Raw genomic sequence first — 18206 nt, forward strand, 5'->3', positions numbered from 1 at the left:
CGAGATGTAGTGCTCTGAATGGCACTACATATTGAGGGATGGGAGGGTGTCTCAGGAGGGGCTCAGTCGAGGCTGTCGACCTTCACGCGCAGGGTCATGTCGTCGCGGCCCTGGGTCGAATAGCGGCGGGTGACGCCCTGCTCGTCGGCGCGGGACTGGTCGCTGACCCCGGCGAGCGTGATCCATTCGCCCAATCGCCCGCTGACTTGCGTGTCTGTGCTCTGCACCTTGATCGCGTCGGCCTGTTGCTGGCTCATGCGGTCGTTGTTGGTGCTGATGTTCAGGTGAACGATGTCGCCAGTAATCGTGGCTGTCACGTAGAAGCCGCGGGTGACGTTGCGGTATTGGGTGTTGGTCTGTGCATAGCCGTATGAGTCGGTCTGCACATTGGTGATCGGAATGCTCTGACCAACCTGGATCAGTGCCGGGGTGCCTTCATTGGCCTGCACCTGTTGCACGCCGCCGTCACGACTGGCAGTGCCGTAATTAATGATCCGGGTTTTGCCGTCGGCACTGACGCGGCCATTTTGTGAGCGCACGGTGCCGTTGACCGAATAGCCCTGGTCGTTCTGGACGGTGTTGTCGCTGGTGTCGACGCTGATCATCAGGCGTTTCGGCGCGGTGTCGAGCTGAGACAACAGGTCGCGCAGCTCGCCGATTTTCGCCGGCTCGGCGTTGACGATCAGCTTATTGCCGTAGGCGTTCACGGTGCCTTCGTTGCCGAGAAAGGATTTCACGGTGGGCATCAGGTCGTCGCTGGTGCGGTAATTCAAGGGAATGACTTCGGTGGCGGCAACCGCCGTGAAGCTGCAAGCCAACAACACTGAAGCGAGCAGGGTGCGTAACGACATCGGTGTGATCTCCGCGAAGGGGGCGCATCAAAGCGTTGAGTGTGCCAGTTTGTCGGCCTGGACACGGCCAAATTGAATCGCAGACAGCAGAACGCCCCGGCGTCCTGGTCTCAGCATAGTCAGCCAAGGCGAGGGCGGCGGGGCGTTCAGTGTGCGCGAGATCGCCGGTTTAGCGCGAGCTGCGCACCATGTCCACGTGAGGCAGACCGGCTTCGAGGAACTCTTCACTCACCACAGTGAAGCCAAAACGCTCATAAAACGCCGTGGCGTACACTTGGGCGCTGAGTTTCTGCTCCTTGAGGTCGCGCTTTTCCGCTTCGGCAATGACGAAGTTGAGCAGCGCGTCGCCGACTTTCAGGCCACGCCAGTCTTTAAGGACCGACAGTCGCCCGATCTCGCCGTCTGGCAGCAGTCGGGCCGTGCCAATCGGGTAGTCGCCTTCCAGTGCCAGAAAATGCAGTGCGCCTGCGTCTTCGGCGTCCCACTCCAGTTCGGGCGGCACCGATTGCTCGGCGATGAACACAGCTTCACGAATACGCCGGATGTCGGCGTTGTCTTTCTGCCAGTCGGCTACCCGTACGTGGATCTTATTCATCAGCAAACCCCAGACTTCCTTGTTTGACCAGCTCACAGAGCAGGTTGCGACCATCGTCATCTGCCAGCCATTGGCCCAGATTGTCGATATGCAGTGCATCGGCCGAGCAGACCAGTTTCAACAGCTCGCGCAGACGACCGGGCAGCAGACGGCTCTGGCCGCTGGCGAACAGCAGCAGGTCCTCGTCGACTTCGGACCACGCCAGGCGCGCGCTCGGGTTGCGAATCAGGATCGCGCCCTGTTCCATGCTGTCGAGCAGTTCAGCATCGTCCAGTTCCGGCCCGACCACCATTTCCGGGTAGCGTGGCTCGGTCATGAACTGGCCGAACCAGGTCAGCAGCAGGCGCTCGTCGCTCATGTGTTCGGCGAGCAGGGCCTTCAGGCGATCCAGCGCGTCGCGTTGAATTTCGTGCGGGTCGCTGACCGGTTGCGCGTCGGCGTCGGTGTAACGCTCTTCGTCCGACATGAACTGGCTGAGGAAGTCGGTGAAGTGGGTCAGCACTTCCGCCGCGCTCGGGGCGCGGAAGCCGACCGAATAGGTCAGGCAGTCGTCGACGGCAACGCCCCAGTGAGCCAGGCGTGGCGGCAGGTACAGCATGTCGCCCGGTTCCAGCGTCCATTCATCGGTGCCCTGGAAGTCGGCGAGGATGCGCAGGTCGGCATGCTCCAGCAGCGGACTGTCGGTGTCGCACATCTGGCCGATTTTCCAGTGCCGCTTGCCGTGGCCTTGCAGCAGGAATACGTCGTAATTGTCGAAGTGCGGGCCAACGCTGCCACCTGGCGCGGCGTAGCTGATCATCACGTCGTCAATGCGCCAGCTCGGCAGGAAGCGGAAGTTGTCCAGCAGCTCGCCCACTTCAGGCACGAATTGGTCGACGGCCTGAACCAGCAGGGTCCACTCGGTTTCCGGCAGCTTGCTGAACTCGTCTTCGGCAAACGGGCCGCGACGCAGTTCCCACGGACGCACGCCGTTTTCGATGATCAGGCGCGACTCGATCTCTTCTTCCAGGGCCAGGCCGGCCAGTTCGTCAGCGTCGATCGGGCTTTCGAAGTCCGGAATCGCCTGGCGGATCAGCAGGGGTTTTTTCTGCCAGTAATCGCGCAGGAACTCACGCGCTGTAATGCCACCAAGCAGCTGAACAGGAATATCAGGATTCATGTGTAACCTATTGAAAAAACGTGTTTTTCAGACTGGAATAAAAACGCCCGGCTCAGCCGGGCGTTCAGAGCGTGTGCGGCTGGATCAGATACGCTTGGCTTGTGCCACGGCGTTGCCAATGTAGTTGGCCGGGGTGAGCTTTTTCAGCTCGGCCTTGGCTTCGGCAGGCATGTCCAGGCCGTCGATGAAAGTCTGCAACGCCTCTGGGCTGATGCCCTTGCCGCGTGTCAGCTCTTTCAGTTTTTCGTACGGGTTCTCGATGTCGTAGCGACGCATCACCGTCTGGATCGGCTCGGCCAGGACTTCCCAGCACGCGTCCAGATCAGCGGCGATCTTCTGCTCGTTCAGCTCCAGCTTGCCGATGCCCTTGAGGCTCGCTTCGTAGGCAATCACGCTGTGAGCGAAGCCCACACCGAGGTTGCGCAGCACGGTGGAGTCGGTCAGGTCGCGCTGCCAGCGGGAAATCGGCAGCTTGCTCGCCAGGTGCTGGAACAGCGCGTTGGCGATGCCCAGGTTGCCTTCGGAGTTTTCGAAGTCGATCGGGTTGACCTTGTGCGGCATGGTCGAGGAGCCGATTTCACCGGCGACGGTCTTCTGCTTGAAGTAACCGAGGGAGATGTAACCCCAGATGTCGCGGTCGAAGTCGATCAGAATGGTGTTGTAGCGCGCGATGGCGTCGAACAGCTCGGCGATGTAGTCGTGCGGTTCGATCTGCGTGGTGTACGGATTGAAACCCAGACCCAGCTCGCCTTCGATAAAGGCGCGGGCGTTGGCTTCCCAATCGATGTCCGGGTAGGCCGACAGGTGCGCGTTGTAGTTGCCGACGGCGCCGTTGATCTTGCCCAGCAGCGGAACGGCGGCGACTTGAGCGATCTGACGCTCCAGGCGGTAGACGACGTTCGCCAGCTCTTTGCCGAGGGTGGTCGGCGAGGCAGGCTGGCCGTGGGTGCGCGACAGCATCGGCACGGCGGCGAAACGGATCGCCAGCTCGCGGATCGACTCGGCGATCTGACGCATCAGCGGCAGCAGCACGGTGTCACGGCCTTCGCGCAGCATCAGCGCGTGGGACAGGTTGTTGATGTCCTCGCTGGTGCAGGCGAAGTGGATGAATTCGCTGACCTTGGCCAGCTCCGGCAATTTGGCCGCCTGCTCTTTAAGCAGGTATTCGATCGCCTTGACGTCGTGGTTGGTGGTGCGCTCGATTTCTTTCACGCGCTCGGCGTGTTCGAGGGCGAAGTCATCGGCCAGCGCATCGAGGATGGCATTGGCTTCGGCGGAAAACGCCGGGACTTCAGGGATTTGCGGGTGTGCCGCCAGGCGCTGGAGCCAGCGAACCTCGACGAGGGCGCGGAAACGGATCAGGCCGTATTCGCTGAATATAGGGCGCAGGGCCTGGGTTTTGCCGGCGTAGCGGCCGTCTACAGGGGAAACCGCAGTGAGCGAAGAAAGCTGCATGGGGTGCTCTCGGACAGTCGGGCAACGAAATGGGGCGCGTATCATACATGAAAATTCGGGTCAGCCGAGGCCGACTGACCGAGATGGATCGCGCCGTGTGTGTGTAACGGGCTATTTCCAGGTGCGCGGCGATCAGCCGTGCATCAGCGGATACAGTTCTTTCAATAACTTGCGACGGCTGATGACCAGTTGCCAGCGGTGACCGCCCACTTGTCGCCAAAGCCGTGCGCAGCGAATCCCGGCCAGCAGCAGGGCGCGGATTTTCGAGGCGTTGTTGGGTTGTTGCAGGTTGCGCATGTCGCCGTGAACCTGAATCCGCTGGCGCAGGGTGCTCAGCGTGTCCTGATACAGCGCGCCGCTGGCGGCGATCACGTTCTCGTGAACGATGCCGAAATGCTCCACTTGCGACTGGATCTGAGGCAGGCGTTTGCCGATGATTTCCAGCATGTCGTCGCGCTTGGATAACTGACGTTCCAGGCCGAGCATCGCCAGCGCGTAACGTAATGGCTCCCGTTGCAACGTGCCCGGGTCGCGTTCAAGAGCGCTGGCGAGGGCGCGATAACCTTCGCGCAGGTTCAGGTCGTCACCGCCGAACACGTCCAGTGTGTCCTTGGGGTCCATCACCAGCAGACCGCCCAGCAGGCAGCCGACGGCAGCTTCGCCGGCCTGGCCGGTCTTGGCGATGCGGTCCACCAGCACCGCGGCCTGAAACACCCCGCCCAAGGCGAGGAGTTGCTCTTGAATCGGACTCATCAACGAGGGTCCTTGCTGTGCCAGGGTTCGGCGATTTCAATGACGCCACCGCCGAGGCAGATTTCGCCGTCGTAGAAGACCACGGACTGGCCCGGCGTCACGGCGCGTTGCGGCTCGTCGAACGTGGCGCGGTAGCCGGTGGCGGTGCGTTCCAGAGTGCAGTGTTGATCGCCCTGGCGGTAACGGACCTTGGCGGTTAACTGGCGTGGTGTGCTGAGGTCGATCGGGTTGACCCAGTAGATTTCCGAAGCGAGCAGGGCGCGGGAGAACAGCCAGGGGTGCTCGTTGCCCTGGCCGACGATCAACTCGTTGTTCACCAGGTCCTTTTCCAGCACATACCACGGTTCGTCGCCCGCATCTTTCAGGCCGCCGATGCCCAGGCCCTGACGCTGACCGATGGTGTGGTACATCAGGCCAGCGTGGCGCCCGATGACGTCGCCTTCGGTGGTCTTGATCTCGCCCGGTTGAGCGGGGAGGTACTGCTTGAGGAAGTCAGTGAAGCGGCGCTCGCCGATGAAGCAGATCCCGGTGGAATCCTTTTTCTTGGCGGTGGCCAGTTCGTACTTCTCGGCGATGGCACGGACTTCCGGCTTTTCCAGTTCGCCGACGGGGAACAGGGTCTTGGCGATCTGCTCGCCCGCGACGGCGTGCAGGAAGTAGCTCTGGTCCTTGTTAGGGTCCAAGCCCTTGAGCAGCTCGGTGCGCGCATCGATGTCGCGACGCCGCACGTAGTGTCCGGTGGCGATCAGGTCGGCGCCGAGCATGAAGGCGTAATCGAGAAACGCTTTGAACTTGATCTCGCGGTTGCACAGGATGTCCGGGTTCGGCGTGCGACCGGCCTTGTACTCTTCAAGGAAGTGCTCGAAGACGTTATCCCAGTACTCGGCGGCGAAGTTCACCGTGTGCAGCTTGATACCGATTCGGTCGCACACGGCCTGGGCGTCCGCGAGGTCGTCCATGGCGGTGCAGTATTCCGTTCCGTCGTCTTCTTCCCAGTTCTTCATGAACAGGCCTTCCACCTGATACCCCTGCTCCATGAGCAGAAGGGCGGAGACCGAAGAATCCACGCCGCCGGACATGCCGACAATGACGCGCTTCTTTTCTGTATTGGAAAAGGCTGAATCAGACATAGGGGTTTCGATGGGTAGCTTGGAAAAGGACGCGATTCTAGCAGGGAGTCGGCGCCAAGGCTAAAAGCTATTCAATTGCGCACAACATCGAGGCTGTGTAGGGGGCCTGCGAGGTAGTCGTCGACGCAGTCCAGCACCAGATGACTGCGCCAGCGGTCGGGCTGATGGGCCAGCTCGTCGCGGGTTAGCCAGGGCGCGCCGACAATGCCGGTGTCCAGCTCGCGCCCCGGATGATGCTTGATCGGTTTGGCGGCGAAGCACACGCGCTGGTAAGTCACGCCGTTGCTGGGGGCGGTGTACAGATAAATGCCGACCACGCCGGTCAGCTCGACGTCCCAGCCGGTTTCTTCCAGGGTTTCGCGGATCGCAGCTTCACGCAGGGTTTCGTCCGGTTCCAGATGCCCGGCAGGTTGATTGAGGACAAGCTTGTCGTTTTTCAGTTCTTCGACGAACAGGAAGCGGCCGTTGTCTTCGACGATGGTGGCGACAGTGATGTGGGGTTGCCAGGTCATGTAAAGGGCTCTTTGAGGTGGGGCAGATGACCGATGGCAAGGAACTGCACATTCCCTGTGGGAGCGAATTCATTCGCGAAAAATATTACGGCCGATGGAGATTTATCGGCTAGTAACGCCTTTTCGCGAATGAATTCGCTCCCACAGATCGTGTTGCCAAGCCAAATGAGATGTTTGCTGCCATAAGCGGGTGCCGATGTGTGGCTGCGAACAGTGGATGACCTCTGTGTCGCCTGAAAAAGAAAACCCCGGCGCAGGGCCGGGGTTTTCATGTTGCGTTCGACGGCATAAGCCGCCGATCCGGCAAGCCTTACTTCAGCGCGTTGATCGCGTCGTTCAAGGTCTTGCTCGGACGCATGGCTTTGCTGGCCAGTTCCGGCGTGGCGAAGTAGTAGCCGCCGATGTCCAGAGGCTTGCCCTGTACACCGTTCAGCTCGGCGACGATGGTCGCTTCGTTGTCGGTCAGGGTTTTGGCCAGCTGGGTGAACTTGGCTTGCAGCTCTTTATCTTCGGTCTGAGCGGCCAGGGCCTGAGCCCAGTAGGTCGCCAGGTAGAAGTGGCTACCGCGGTTGTCGATACCGCCAACCTTGCGCGATGGCGACTTGTTGTTGTCCAGGAACTGGCCGGTGGCCTTGTCCAGGGCAGTGGCAAGTACCAGCGCTTTCGGGTTGTTGTAGACGTTGCCCAGGTGCTCCAGGGAAGCCGCCAGTGCCAGGAATTCGCCCAGCGAGTCCCAACGCAGGAAGTTCTCTTCGTTCAGCTGTTGAACGTGCTTCGGTGCTGAACCGCCAGCGCCGGTTTCGAACAGACCGCCGCCATTCATCAGCGGTACGATCGACAGCATCTTGGCACTGGTGCCCAGTTCCATGATCGGGAACAGGTCGGTCAGGTAGTCACGCAGCACGTTACCGGTGACCGAGATGGTGTCCTTGCCAGCGCGGATGCGCTCCAGGGAAACCTTCATCGCGTCGACTGGCGACTTGATGGTGATGTCCAGGCCAGTGGTGTCGTGGTCTTTCAGGTACTTCTCGACCTTCTTGATCATCACGGCGTCGTGGGCGCGCTGTGGGTCCAGCCAGAAAATGGCCGGGGTGTTGCTCAGGCGCGAACGGTTGACGGCCAGTTTGACCCAGTCCTGGATCGGCGCGTCTTTGGTCTGACACATGCGGAAAATGTCGCCCGCTTCAACGTTCTGCTCCATCAACACCTGACCTTTGTCGTCGGTGACGCGAACCACGCCGTCAGCTTCGATCTGGAAGGTCTTGTTGTGGGAGCCGTATTCTTCGGCTTTCTGAGCCATCAGGCCAACGTTCGGCACGCTGCCCATGGTGGTCGGATCGAAGGCGCCGTGTTTCTTGCAGTCTTCGATGACCGCCTGGTAGATGGTGGCGTAGCAGCGATCCGGGATCACGGCCTTGGTGTCCTGCAGGACGCCGTCGTTGTTCCACATCTTGCCGGAATCACGAATCATCGCAGGCATCGAAGCGTCGACGATGACGTCGCTCGGTACGTGCAGGTTGGTGATGCCTTTGTCGGAGTTGACCATCGCCAGAGGAGGGCGGGTCGCGTACACGGCTTTGACGTCGGCTTCGATCTGCGCCTGCTGGTCAGCGGGCAGATCCTTGATGCGGGCGTACAGGTCGCCGATGCCGTTGTGCAGGTTGAAACCGATTTCTTTCAGGACTTCAGCGTGCTTCTTCAGCGCGTCCTGGTAGTACTCGGCCACGAACTCGCCGAACATGATCGGGTCGGAGACCTTCATCATGGTGGCTTTCAAGTGAACGGAGAACAGCACGCCTAGCTTCTTGGCGTCTTCGATTTCCTTGGCGACGAATGCGCGCAGGGCTTTTTTGCTCATGACGGCGCAGTCGATGATTTCAGCGGCCAGGACCGGTGTCTTTTCTTTCAGAACAGTGTTCTTGCCGTCCTTGCCGATCAGTTCGATCTTCACGGAGCCAGCGTTGTCGATCAGCGCGGATTTTTCGCTGCCGTAGAAGTCGCCGCTGTCCATGTGGGCAACGTGGGATTTGGAGTCTGCAGCCCAGGCGCCCATCTTGTGCGGGTGCTTGCGCGCATAATTCTTGACCGAGAGCGGCGCACGGCGATCGGAGTTACCTTCACGCAGGACCGGGTTCACGGCGCTGCCTTTTACCTTGTCATAACCGGCCTGAGCGACTTTGTCGGCTTCGGTGACAACTTCGTCCGGGTAGTTCGGGACGTTGTAGCCCTTGGCTTGCAGTTCCTTGATCGCGGCCTTCAGTTGAGGAACCGAGGCGCTGATGTTCGGCAGCTTGATGATGTTGGCTTCGGGCGTGGTCGCCAGTTCACCCAGCTCTGCCAGATCGTCGGAAACCTTCTTGTCGCCCAGCTGCTCTGGGAAGCTGGCAAGGATACGGGCTGCAAGGGAGATGTCGCGAGTCTCGACGGCGATGTCAGCGGAAGCGGTGAACGCTTCGATGATCGGCAGCAGTGAGTAGGTGGCGAGGGCAGGAGCTTCGTCGGTGAAGGTATAGATGATCTTCGAGCGGTTGGACATTTTCGGGATAACTCTCTTCTTTGCTGAGCGTACACAAAATTTCGAGATGCGCAGGGTAGGCACTTTCGCCCAAGGAAACGATGAGCCGAAAGTCGAGAATTTCGTCGCGTGATATGGGGTTCATCAATCGAGCGTCAAGCGGCCGAATGCGGGTTGAGCGTTCGGCCTCGGAGGGCTGAAAGTCGCGTTTCAGATGGCTCGGCCCCCAATGACCCTATGGTCACCGGCGGCGAGTATACCACCGGTCCCGGCCATTAATACGATAGTAGTGTGAACGCTTGACGCTCGCGTTGATCGGTTCAGCCTCCCGGTGGCCACCGCAGAAATTCCGCAAAACCTTGAAGCCCGCGTCTCACGGGGTCTGCGGCAGACTGTCGCAGTCGTTGAAGCGTAGTGAAGGCGTCGTGAATCGCAAGCCGGTTTTCGACTAAAGGAGCATTGGATGCCGGGGAAGGGGTTGTCGATCCCACACGCAAGCACAAGGGCAGTCCCGGGCTGAAGCCAGTTTGCTGTCTTTGCAGGCCTGGGTAACTTCTATAGAGAGAAAGCCACGGTGATCGCGCATAAAAAAACCGGTCAGCCCAATGAAAGGCTGGCCGGTTTTAGAGTCTCGCGCTTGAACGGTCCGGCTCAGGCGTGATCTTTGCTGTGTTCGTGTTGCGTGATAGGAGCGTGAACGGGATCTTTGGTCGCTGCGGCGCTGATCTCTACCGCGTGCAAACCTTTGGGGCCCTGGATGATCTCAAAGTTGACCGGCTGACCGGCCTTGAGCGTCTTGTAGCCGTCCATTTTGATCGCCGAGTAGTGGGCGAACAGGTCCTCGGACTTGCCGTCTTCAACGATGAAGCCATACCCCTTGGCGTTGTTAAACCACTTGACCTTACCGCTTAGCATAGTCACATCCCTCTGCAAAGGACTCCGATGGGAGTATCATCACCTCTCATCCGCCGGACCTAAAAAATTTTGGTTGACTGCGCGGACCCTTTTTACCCAATGTGGGTTCTATTGTTTGTAACACCGATTAGCCGATAGTCAAGGTCATGTGGCGGTCCAATCGATAATGTGCATGATCATGACCAATCTATTTAATTTCGTCCCCTACGAACGTCCTTTACCATGCATGCAATGAGCAAGATTCGACTAACATTCAATCAGGATGACCCGCAGTCCCATGAGGACGAAGCGGCGGGCATCGCGGTGCAGGAAGCCAAGCCGACATTGCAGGTGCCACCGATGTACAAGGTGGTTTTGTTCAACGATGACTACACCCCCATGGATTTCGTTGTTGAAGTGCTGGAGGTGTTCTTCAATCTGAATCGTGAGCTGGCGACCAAGGTCATGCTGGCCGTCCATACAGAGGGACGGGCGGTATGTGGATTGTTTACCCGCGACATCGCCGAGACCAAGGCAATGCAGGTCAACCAATACGCCAGGGAAAGCCAGCATCCGCTACTCTGTGAGATCGAGAAGGACGGTTAACGCCGGACACTTGGGTAAGAGGTGAAGCTATGTTAAACCGTGAGCTCGAAGTCACCCTCAATTTGGCTTTCAAGGAGGCCCGCTCCAAACGTCATGAATTCATGACCGTCGAGCACCTTCTGCTGGCCCTATTGGACAATGAGGCTGCCGCCACTGTTCTCCGTGCCTGCGGCGCGAACCTCGACAAACTCAAACACGACCTTCAGGAGTTCATCGACTCCACGACGCCGTTGATCCCCGTTCATGATGAGGATCGCGAGACGCAACCGACTTTGGGCTTCCAGCGTGTGCTTCAACGTGCGGTTTTCCATGTGCAGAGTTCCGGCAAGCGTGAAGTCACTGGCGCCAACGTGCTGGTGGCGATTTTCAGCGAGCAGGAAAGTCAGGCGGTGTTTCTGCTGAAACAGCAGAGCGTTGCCCGTATCGATGTCGTCAACTATATCGCTCATGGCATTTCCAAAGTGCCTGGGCATGGCGATCACTCTGAAGGTGAGCAAGATATGCAGGATGATGAGGGCGGTGAGTCTTCTTCTTCGGGCAATCCTCTGGATGCCTATGCCAGCAATCTGAATGAATTGGCCCGTCAAGGCCGCATCGATCCCCTTGTCGGCCGTGAGCTGGAAGTCGAGCGTGTTGCTCAGATTCTCGCGCGCCGTCGCAAGAACAACCCGTTGCTGGTCGGTGAGGCCGGTGTCGGCAAGACGGCCATCGCCGAAGGCCTGGCCAAGCGTATCGTTGACAATCAGGTGCCGGACCTGCTGGCCAACAGCGTCGTCTACTCCCTTGATCTCGGCGCTCTCCTGGCCGGTACCAAATACCGTGGCGATTTCGAGAAGCGCTTCAAGGCGCTGCTCGGTGAGCTGAAAAAACGTCCGCATGCCATCCTGTTCATCGATGAAATCCACACCATCATTGGTGCCGGTGCTGCGTCGGGCGGCGTGATGGACGCCTCCAACCTGCTCAAGCCGCTGCTGTCTTCGGGTGATATCCGTTGCATCGGTTCGACCACGTTCCAGGAATTCCGCGGCATCTTCGAAAAAGACCGTGCGCTTGCCCGTCGCTTCCAGAAAGTCGACGTCTCCGAGCCGTCGGTCGAAGACACCATCGGTATTCTGCGTGGCCTAAAAGGTCGTTTCGAGCAGCACCACAATATCGAATACAGCGACGAAGCTCTGCGCGCCGCTGCTGAACTGGCGTCGCGCTACATCAATGACCGTCACATGCCCGACAAGGCGATTGACGTCATCGACGAGGCGGGTGCCTATCAGCGTCTGCAGCCGGTCGAGTCTCGGGTCAAGCGCATCGAAGTGCCGCAGGTGGAAGACATCGTCGCGAAAATCGCGCGGATTCCGCCTAAGCACGTCAACAGCTCCGATAAGGAACTGCTGCGTAACCTCGAACGCGATCTGAAACTGACCGTCTTCGGTCAGGATGCAGCCATTGATTCGCTGTCCACGGCGATCAAGCTGTCCCGTGCCGGTCTCAAGTCGCCTGACAAGCCTGTCGGTTCGTTCCTGTTCGCAGGGCCGACCGGTGTGGGTAAAACCGAGGCGGCGCGTCAGCTGGCCAAGGCGTTGGGGATCGAGCTGGTTCGTTTCGACATGTCCGAGTACATGGAGCGCCATACCGTTTCGCGTCTGATCGGTGCGCCTCCGGGGTATGTCGGGTTCGATCAGGGTGGTTTGCTGACCGAAGCCATCACCAAGCAGCCCCACTGTGTCTTGTTGCTCGATGAAATCGAGAAGGCGCACCCTGAAGTCTTCAACCTGCTGCTGCAGGTGATGGACCACGGTACGCTGACTGACAACAACGGTCGCAAAGCGGACTTCCGCAACGTGATTGTGATCATGACTACCAACGCCGGTGCTGAAACCGCGGCGCGTGCTTCGATTGGCTTCACCCATCAGGATCACTCGTCTGATGCGATGGAAGTCATCAAGAAGAGCTTCACGCCGGAATTCCGCAACCGTCTAGACACCATCATCCAATTTGGTCGCCTCAGCCATGAGGTCATCAAAAGCGTGGTGGACAAGTTCCTCACCGAACTTCAGGCGCAGCTGGAAGACAAGCGGGTTCTGCTGGAAGTCACCGACGCTGCCAGAAGTTACCTGGCCGAAGGTGGCTACGACGCGGCAATGGGCGCTCGCCCAATGGCACGTCTGATTCAGGACAAGATCAAGCGTCCACTGGCCGAGGAAATCCTCTTCGGCGAGTTGTCCGAGCATGGCGGTGTGGTTCACATCGACTTCAAGGATGGCGAGATCACGTTCGACTACGAAACCACGGCGGAAATGGCCTGACGTTCAACCGCTGCACAGCAAAAAGGCGCCGATTGGCGCCTTTTTGCTGTCTTGAGTCGCACCAACAAAAACGCCCGGTCATAAGCCGGGCGTTTTTGTGTGGACCTGTTAGCGGGCGCGGTAGGTGATGCGCCCTTTGCTCAGGTCATACGGCGTCAGTTCAACGCGGACCTTGTCGCCGGTCAGAATACGAATGTAGTTCTTGCGCATCTTGCCGGAGATGTGCGCGGTTACGACGTGCCCATTTTCCAACTCCACACGGAACATGGTGTTGGGCAGGGTGTCGACGACAGTGCCTTCCATTTCGAAGCTGTCTTCTTTCGACATGCAGTAAAGCCCTCGGTATCCAATGAATGGCCCGGTGCAAACGGCAGCCAGGCAAAAGCGGGCTGCATTGTGCCCGAAAAGTGAGGGGCAAGCCAAGGGATTCAGTAAAGAGTGACCCATCTTTGATTGGTCAGCAGCTCGATAGGGCGATATTGCGTCTTGTAATTCATCTTTTTGCAGTTCTTGATCCAGTAACCGAGGTACACCGCATGCAGCTGCAGACGCGCCGCTTCGGCGATTTGCCAGAGAATGGCGAAGCGTCCCAGGCTTCGGCGCTCCTCGGAAGGTTCGTAGAACGTGTAAACGGCAGACAGGCCATTCGGCAGCAAGTCGGTGACGGCCACGGCGAGCAGCCGACCTTCCAGACGGAATTCGTAAAACCGGGAGAAAGGCAGGTCGCGCACCAGGAAGGTCGAAAACTGATCGCGGCTGGGCGGGTACATGTCGCCGTCCGCGTGACGCTGCTCGATGTAGCGCTGGTACAGGTCGAAATACTCTTCACTGAAATGCGGCTTTGTACTGATAACTTCGATGTCTGCGTTGCGCTTGAGGATGCGCTTTTGCTGACGATCGGGCACGAACAGCCCGACAGGAATGCGCGCAGGCACGCACGCGCTGCAATTCTGGCAGTGCGGGCGATAGAGATGGTCGCCACTGCGGCGAAAGCCCATGTCGGAAAGGTCGGCATAGACCTGCACGTCCATCGGCTGGCTGGGATCGAGGAACAGCGTTGTGGCTTGTTCTTCGGGCAGGTAGCTGCAGGAGTGGGGTTGAGTGGCATAAAACTTAAGCCGCGCCAGCTCGGTCATGATCAACCCTCGGAAAAAACTTTAGTTAAGAGTGTATGCCAGCCGACTCAAACTCGCCTAGGTAGCCAGTCGGCGGAATGCGTCAGATCGAGGTGTTTGTTCAGGTAGTCGGCGAAGGTTCGTCGTGGGATTGGCCGGGCGCCGAAGCTTTGCAGGTGTTGTGTCGGCATTTGACAATCGATCAGCACGAAACCCCATGCCTTGAGATGTTCAACCAGGGTGGCGAAACCGACCTTGGAGGCATTGTCGGCGCGGCTGAACATCGACTCGCCGAAAAACAGCTGACCCATCGCCAGGCCGTACAAACCGCCGACCAGCTCACCGTTTTCACGCACTTCAACGCTGTGAGCGAAGCCGCGAGCATGCAGCTCGACGTAAGCCGCTTGCATGGAACCGGTGATCCAGGTTTCGTGGGTGTAGGCCCGTGGCCCTGCGCAGGCGCGGATGACGGCCTCAAAGTCCTGATCGAACGTCACCTGATAACGTTTTTGTCGCAGCACTTTTGCCAGGCTGCGGGAGACGTGCAGCTCGTCGGGAAACAAGACGGTGCGCGGATCGGGCGACCACCAGAGGATCGGCTGGCCCTGCTGGTACCACGGAAAACAGCCATGCCGGTAGGCCTGAATCAGTCGATCGGCAGACAGATCCCCACCGCCTGCGAGCAACCCGTTGGGTTCACGCATGGCTTTTTCCAGCGGTGGAAAATCAAGGGTGTCGCGTTGTAACCAGGTCAGCATAGCGTTCCGCTTTGGCGAGAGGGGAGGGGAGTGCGCGGGCCCGTGCAACTACACGCCAGGAATGCGGTCACAGGGCCTTGACCGGCACCGCATTGTGACGGGCGGTGCAGATTTGCAGCCTTCATGTGGATCATGGCCATTCGACAGTTCCGTAGCGCGAGAAAAACACGTCATAACCCTTTGTCAGCAAAGAAAATGCATGCTCAAATCGCCCGTTGGCATCGACGCTTGAAGATCGGCAAGGTCCGCGCCAGACTATCGTGGCGTGCAGCGTGCAAATCCGTACAATGCCCGATGTTGTTTAACCTCATTTCAAGTCACCTGTCGAGCGTGCGTTCAACGACGACCGCGTTTCAGATACGACAGGAATCGGTCAGTGCTATTTCGTCAATTCAGTCGTTTATAGTCAACCACCAGATGTTCGCGCTAGCGCGCAGGAATTGAAGCGTTTTGAAGAAATCCACCGCAGCACCCAGTCCCGTTCCGCTCTGGCGGCAGCATTTGCACTACCGACTCAAGGAAGGTGCGCTGATCGCATTCGGCTTCTTGTGCCTGTACCTGATGATGGCCTTGTTGACCTACGATCAGGCCGATCCGGGCTGGAGCCATACCAGCAGTTCCGTCCAGGTGCAGAACGCCGCAGGCCGTGCGGGCGCGTTCTCCGCCGATATTCTGTTCATGGTATTGGGCTATTTCGCTTACATCTTCCCCATTTTGCTAGGGGTCAAGGCGTATCAGGTGTTCCGGCAGCGGCACGACCCATGGCAATGGAGCGGCTGGCTGTTTTCCTGGCGCATGATTGGCCTGGTGTTCCTGATACTGGCCGGCGCCGCGTTGGCACATATCCATTTCCACTCCGCATCGGGCCTGCCGGGTTCCGCGGGTGGTGTGCTGGGCGAGGTGCTGGGCGATCTGGCCAAGCGTGCGCTCAACGTGCAGGGCAGCACCCTGCTGTTCATCGCGCTGTTCCTGTTCGGTTTGACCGTGTTCACCGACTTGTCGTGGTTCAAGGTGATGGACACCACGGGCAAGATCACGCTGGACCTGTTCGAGCTGTTTCAGGGTGCGATCAACCGTTGGTGGTCCGAGCGCACCGAGCGCAAGCAAATGGTCGCTCAACTGCGGGAAGTCGACATGCGTGTCGACGAAGTGGTGGCGCCGGTGGTGCCGGATCGTCGTGAACAGGCCAAGGCCAAGGAGCGCCTGATCGAGCGCGAGCAGGCTCTGAGCGAGCACATGGTGGCTCGCGAGAAGCACATCCCCGCGGTCATCGCCCCGGCGCCGGCCAAGCCGCCAGAGCCGAGCAAGCGCGTATTGAAAGAGAAACAGGCGCCGTTGTTCGTCGACAGCGCCGTGGAAGGCACCCTGCCGCCTATCTCGATTCTCGACCCGGCAGAAAAGAAGCAGCTCAACTATTCGCCTGAGTCACTGGCCGCCGTTGGGCATCTGCTGGAAATCAAGCTCAAGGAATTCGGCGTCGAAGTCACCGTGGATTCCATCCATCCCGGTCCGGTCATTACCCGCTACGAGATTCAACCGGCAGCGGGGGTCAAGGTCAGCCGCATCGCCAACCTTGCGAAAGACCTGGCGCGCTCTCTGGCCGTGACCAGCGTCCGCGTGGTCGAGGTGATTCCGGGCAAGACGACGGTCGGTATCGAGATTCCCAACGAAGACCGGCAGATCGTGCGCTTCTCCGAAGTGTTGTCGACCCCCGAATACGACAATTTCAAATCGCCGGTCACGCTGGCGCTGGGGCATGACATCGGCGGCAAGCCGATCATCACTGACCTCGCCAAGATGCCGCACTTGCTGGTGGCCGGTACGACCGGTTCCGGTAAGTCGGTGGGTGTAAATGCGATGATTCTGTCGATCCTGTTCAAGTCCGGCCCGGAAGACGCCAAGCTGATCATGATCGACCCGAAAATGCTTGAGCTGTCCATCTATGAAGGCATCCCGCACCTGCTGTGCCCGGTGGTGACCGACATGAAGGACGCCGCCAATGCCCTGCGCTGGTCGGTGGCCGAGATGGAGCGTCGCTACAAGCTGATGGCCAAGATGGGCGTACGTAACCTGTCGGGCTTCAACCACAAGATCAAGGAAGCGGAAGACGCCGGGACGCCGATTTCGGACCCGTTGTATCACCGCGAAAGCATTCACGACGAAGCGCCGCTGCTGACCAAGCTGCCGACGATTGTCGTGGTGGTCGACGAATTCGCCGACATGATGATGATCGTCGGCAAGAAGGTCGAAGAGCTGATCGCCCGTATCGCGCAGAAGGCCCGTGCCGCAGGCATCCACCTGATCCTCGCGACCCAGCGTCCGTCGGTTGACGTGATCACCGGTCTGATCAAAGCGAACATTCCGACCCGTATGGCGTTTCAGGTGTCGAGCAAGATCGACTCCCGGACCATCATTGATCAGGGCGGCGCCGAACAACTGCTCGGCCACGGTGACATGCTGTACATGCCACCGGGCACCAGCCTGCCGATCCGGGTGCACGGCGCCTTCGTGTCCGATGACGAGGTTCACCGCGTCGTCGAAGCCTGGAAACTGCGCGGCACGCCGCAGTACAACGACGATATCCTCAATGGCGTCGAAGAGGCCGGAAGCGGGTTCGAGGGCAGCAGCGGCGGAGGCGACGGTGACGACGCCGAAACCGATGCGCTGTACGACGAGGCGGTCAACTTCGTGCTGGAAAGCCGTCGTGCGTCGATCTCGGCCGTGCAGCGCAAGCTCAAGATTGGTTATAACCGCGCCGCGCGGATGATCGAAGCCATGGAAATGGCCGGTGTCGTGACCGCCATGAACACCAATGGCTCGCGGGAAGTGATTGCACCCAGCCCCGCGCGTGATTGACACTTCGCCCATGACATGTAATCGGATGGCGCCTCATGGCGCCGTCCGTGTTAATTGACCCCAAAGAGGACTCCCATGCGTCTTATCCGCATGTTGTTGGTATCTGCACTGGCTTTTTCCGCTCTCCCGGCCCACGCCGACAGCAAGGACGTGGCGCGTCTGACCCAGCTGCTGGAAAGCTCGAAAACCCTGAGCGGCCGCTTTTCCCAGCTGACGCTGGACGGTGGTGGCACGCAGTTGCAGGAAACCGCAGGCGACATGGTGTTGCAGCGACCAGGCTTGTTTTACTGGCACACTGACGCGCCTCAGGAACAACTGATGGTCTCTGACGGCAAGAAAGTCTCGCTGTGGGACCCGGACCTGGAACAGGTCACCATCAAGACCCTCGACCAGCGCCTGACCCAGACCCCCGCCTTGCTGCTGTCCGGTGACGTGTCGAAGATCAGCGAAAGCTTCGACATCAGCGCCAAGGAAGCGGGCGGCGTGATCGACTTCGTGCTGAAGCCGAAATCCAAGGACACCCTGTTCGATAACCTGCGTCTGTCGTTCCGCAACGGCATGATCAACGACATGCAGTTGATCGACAGCGTCGGCCAGCGCACCAATATCCTGTTCACCGGCGTCAAGGCCAACGAGCCTGTCGCGGCGAGCAAATTCCAGTTCCAGATCCCGAAAGGCGCGGACGTCATTCAGGAATAAGAGGTTCG

Annotated in this window: 17 protein-coding genes; 4 read left to right on the top strand and 13 right to left on the bottom strand. The window is 59.3% G+C overall.

What is annotated here, in order from left to right:
- Nucleotides 1–62 precede the first annotated feature (62 nt).
- From AAEO81_RS10550 to cspD, 10 genes are all read right to left on the bottom strand, one after another.
- A complete protein-coding gene (locus AAEO81_RS10550) occupies nucleotides 63–851 on the bottom strand; it encodes a secretin N-terminal domain-containing protein (RefSeq protein WP_341963462.1) in 789 nt (262 codons plus the stop codon).
- Nucleotides 852–1020: 169 nt separating this feature from the next.
- Entirely contained in the window at nucleotides 1021–1446 is a 426-nt protein-coding gene (locus AAEO81_RS10555) for a GNAT family N-acetyltransferase (RefSeq protein WP_341963464.1), read from the bottom strand.
- Nucleotides 1439–2605, bottom strand: a complete 1167-nt coding sequence (locus AAEO81_RS10560) for a cupin domain-containing protein (protein ID WP_341963465.1) — start codon at nucleotides 2603–2605, stop codon at nucleotides 1439–1441. The genes AAEO81_RS10555 and AAEO81_RS10560 overlap by 8 nt, the downstream gene beginning before the upstream one ends.
- 84 nt (nucleotides 2606–2689) lie before the next feature.
- The gene (gene purB, locus AAEO81_RS10565) at nucleotides 2690–4060 is read right to left on the bottom strand and encodes an adenylosuccinate lyase (RefSeq protein WP_166594812.1); all 1371 of its coding nucleotides are present in this window, start codon (nucleotides 4058–4060) and stop codon (nucleotides 2690–2692) included.
- Nucleotides 4061–4192: 132 nt separating this feature from the next.
- The gene (hflD, locus tag AAEO81_RS10570; protein ID WP_341963467.1) at nucleotides 4193–4813 is read right to left on the bottom strand and encodes a high frequency lysogenization protein HflD; all 621 of its coding nucleotides are present in this window, start codon (nucleotides 4811–4813) and stop codon (nucleotides 4193–4195) included.
- Nucleotides 4813–5943 carry a tRNA 2-thiouridine(34) synthase MnmA gene (gene mnmA / locus AAEO81_RS10575; RefSeq protein WP_341963469.1) on the bottom strand — a complete coding sequence of 377 codons (1131 nt, stop codon included), beginning with the start codon at nucleotides 5941–5943 and terminating at the stop codon, nucleotides 4813–4815. Before mnmA ends, hflD begins: the two co-directional genes overlap by 1 nt.
- A 71-nt stretch (nucleotides 5944–6014) precedes the next feature.
- Nucleotides 6015–6455 carry an NUDIX hydrolase gene (locus AAEO81_RS10580; protein WP_341963471.1) on the bottom strand — a complete coding sequence of 147 codons (441 nt, stop codon included), beginning with the start codon at nucleotides 6453–6455 and terminating at the stop codon, nucleotides 6015–6017.
- Nucleotides 6452–6727: a hypothetical protein gene (locus tag AAEO81_RS10585; protein ID WP_341963474.1), complete on the bottom strand. Its 276-nt coding sequence runs from the start codon at nucleotides 6725–6727 to the stop codon at nucleotides 6452–6454. The genes AAEO81_RS10580 and AAEO81_RS10585 overlap by 4 nt, the downstream gene beginning before the upstream one ends.
- 38 nt (nucleotides 6728–6765) lie before the next feature.
- Entirely contained in the window at nucleotides 6766–8991 is a 2226-nt protein-coding gene (locus AAEO81_RS10590) for an NADP-dependent isocitrate dehydrogenase (RefSeq protein WP_341963476.1), read from the bottom strand.
- A 630-nt stretch (nucleotides 8992–9621) separates the two neighbouring features.
- On the bottom strand, nucleotides 9622–9885 hold the full coding sequence (gene cspD / locus AAEO81_RS10595; protein ID WP_341963478.1) for a cold shock domain-containing protein CspD: 264 nt from the start codon (nucleotides 9883–9885) through the stop codon (nucleotides 9622–9624).
- Between the two features lie 222 nt (nucleotides 9886–10107).
- On the opposite strand from cspD, the gene clpS reads away from it, so the two are divergent.
- Complete coding sequence (clpS, locus tag AAEO81_RS10600) at nucleotides 10108–10470, top strand: ATP-dependent Clp protease adapter ClpS (RefSeq protein ID WP_166594818.1); 363 nt, start codon at nucleotides 10108–10110, stop codon at nucleotides 10468–10470.
- 29 nt (nucleotides 10471–10499) lie between these two features.
- Nucleotides 10500–12770: an ATP-dependent Clp protease ATP-binding subunit ClpA gene (clpA, locus tag AAEO81_RS10605; RefSeq protein ID WP_166594819.1), complete on the top strand. Its 2271-nt coding sequence runs from the start codon at nucleotides 10500–10502 to the stop codon at nucleotides 12768–12770.
- Between the two features lie 108 nt (nucleotides 12771–12878).
- On the opposite strand, the gene infA is transcribed toward clpA, so the two are convergent.
- The 3 genes from infA to aat all read right to left on the bottom strand — a co-directional run bounded on the left by infA (nucleotide 12879) and on the right by aat (nucleotide 14643).
- A complete protein-coding gene (infA, locus tag AAEO81_RS10610; RefSeq protein ID WP_002553999.1) occupies nucleotides 12879–13097 on the bottom strand; it encodes a translation initiation factor IF-1 in 219 nt (72 codons plus the stop codon).
- A gap of 101 nt (nucleotides 13098–13198) precedes the next feature.
- Nucleotides 13199–13906: an arginyltransferase gene (locus tag AAEO81_RS10615; RefSeq protein WP_166594820.1), complete on the bottom strand. Its 708-nt coding sequence runs from the start codon at nucleotides 13904–13906 to the stop codon at nucleotides 13199–13201.
- A gap of 47 nt (nucleotides 13907–13953) precedes the next feature.
- A complete protein-coding gene (gene aat, locus AAEO81_RS10620; RefSeq protein ID WP_341963483.1) occupies nucleotides 13954–14643 on the bottom strand; it encodes a leucyl/phenylalanyl-tRNA--protein transferase in 690 nt (229 codons plus the stop codon).
- A gap of 450 nt (nucleotides 14644–15093) precedes the next feature.
- On the opposite strand from aat, the gene AAEO81_RS10625 reads away from it, so the two are divergent.
- Nucleotides 15094–17499, top strand: a complete 2406-nt coding sequence (locus tag AAEO81_RS10625) for a DNA translocase FtsK 4TM domain-containing protein (protein WP_341963486.1) — start codon at nucleotides 15094–15096, stop codon at nucleotides 17497–17499.
- 75 nt (nucleotides 17500–17574) lie between these two features.
- Nucleotides 17575–18198 carry an outer membrane lipoprotein chaperone LolA gene (gene lolA, locus AAEO81_RS10630; protein WP_166594823.1) on the top strand — a complete coding sequence of 208 codons (624 nt, stop codon included), beginning with the start codon at nucleotides 17575–17577 and terminating at the stop codon, nucleotides 18196–18198.
- Nucleotides 18199–18206: the final 8 nt, after the last annotated feature.

The organism is Pseudomonas sp. RC10 (assembly GCF_038397775.1).
Taxonomy (GTDB): Bacteria; Pseudomonadota; Gammaproteobacteria; order Pseudomonadales; family Pseudomonadaceae; genus Aquipseudomonas; species Aquipseudomonas bambusae.

Bases quoted from the DNA above. Each gene is read 5' to 3' on its own strand.
- clpA (WP_166594819.1), top strand. From the start codon at position 10,500: ATGTTAAACCGTGAGCTCGAAGTCACCCTCAATTTGGCTTTCAAGGAG.
- AAEO81_RS10580 (WP_341963471.1), bottom strand. From the start codon at position 6,455: ATGACCTGGCAACCCCACATCACTGTCGCCACCATCGTCGAAGACAAC.
- AAEO81_RS10555 (WP_341963464.1), bottom strand. From the start codon at position 1,446: ATGAATAAGATCCACGTACGGGTAGCCGACTGGCAGAAAGACAACGCC.
- mnmA (WP_341963469.1), bottom strand. From the start codon at position 5,943: ATGTCTGATTCAGCCTTTTCCAATACAGAAAAGAAGCGCGTCATTGTC.
- AAEO81_RS10590 (WP_341963476.1), bottom strand. From the start codon at position 8,991: ATGTCCAACCGCTCGAAGATCATCTATACCTTCACCGACGAAGCTCCT.
- clpS (WP_166594818.1), top strand. From the start codon at position 10,108: ATGCATGCAATGAGCAAGATTCGACTAACATTCAATCAGGATGACCCG.
- lolA (WP_166594823.1), top strand. From the start codon at position 17,575: ATGCGTCTTATCCGCATGTTGTTGGTATCTGCACTGGCTTTTTCCGCT.
- AAEO81_RS10560 (WP_341963465.1), bottom strand. From the start codon at position 2,605: ATGAATCCTGATATTCCTGTTCAGCTGCTTGGTGGCATTACAGCGCGT.
- purB (WP_166594812.1), bottom strand. From the start codon at position 4,060: ATGCAGCTTTCTTCGCTCACTGCGGTTTCCCCTGTAGACGGCCGCTAC.
- cspD (WP_341963478.1), bottom strand. From the start codon at position 9,885: ATGCTAAGCGGTAAGGTCAAGTGGTTTAACAACGCCAAGGGGTATGGC.
- AAEO81_RS10615 (WP_166594820.1), bottom strand. From the start codon at position 13,906: ATGACCGAGCTGGCGCGGCTTAAGTTTTATGCCACTCAACCCCACTCC.
- aat (WP_341963483.1), bottom strand. From the start codon at position 14,643: ATGCTGACCTGGTTACAACGCGACACCCTTGATTTTCCACCGCTGGAA.
- AAEO81_RS10550 (WP_341963462.1), bottom strand. From the start codon at position 851: ATGTCGTTACGCACCCTGCTCGCTTCAGTGTTGTTGGCTTGCAGCTTC.
- infA (WP_002553999.1), bottom strand. From the start codon at position 13,097: ATGTCGAAAGAAGACAGCTTCGAAATGGAAGGCACTGTCGTCGACACC.
- AAEO81_RS10585 (WP_341963474.1), bottom strand. From the start codon at position 6,727: ATGAAAACCCCGGCCCTGCGCCGGGGTTTTCTTTTTCAGGCGACACAG.
- hflD (WP_341963467.1), bottom strand. From the start codon at position 4,813: ATGAGTCCGATTCAAGAGCAACTCCTCGCCTTGGGCGGGGTGTTTCAG.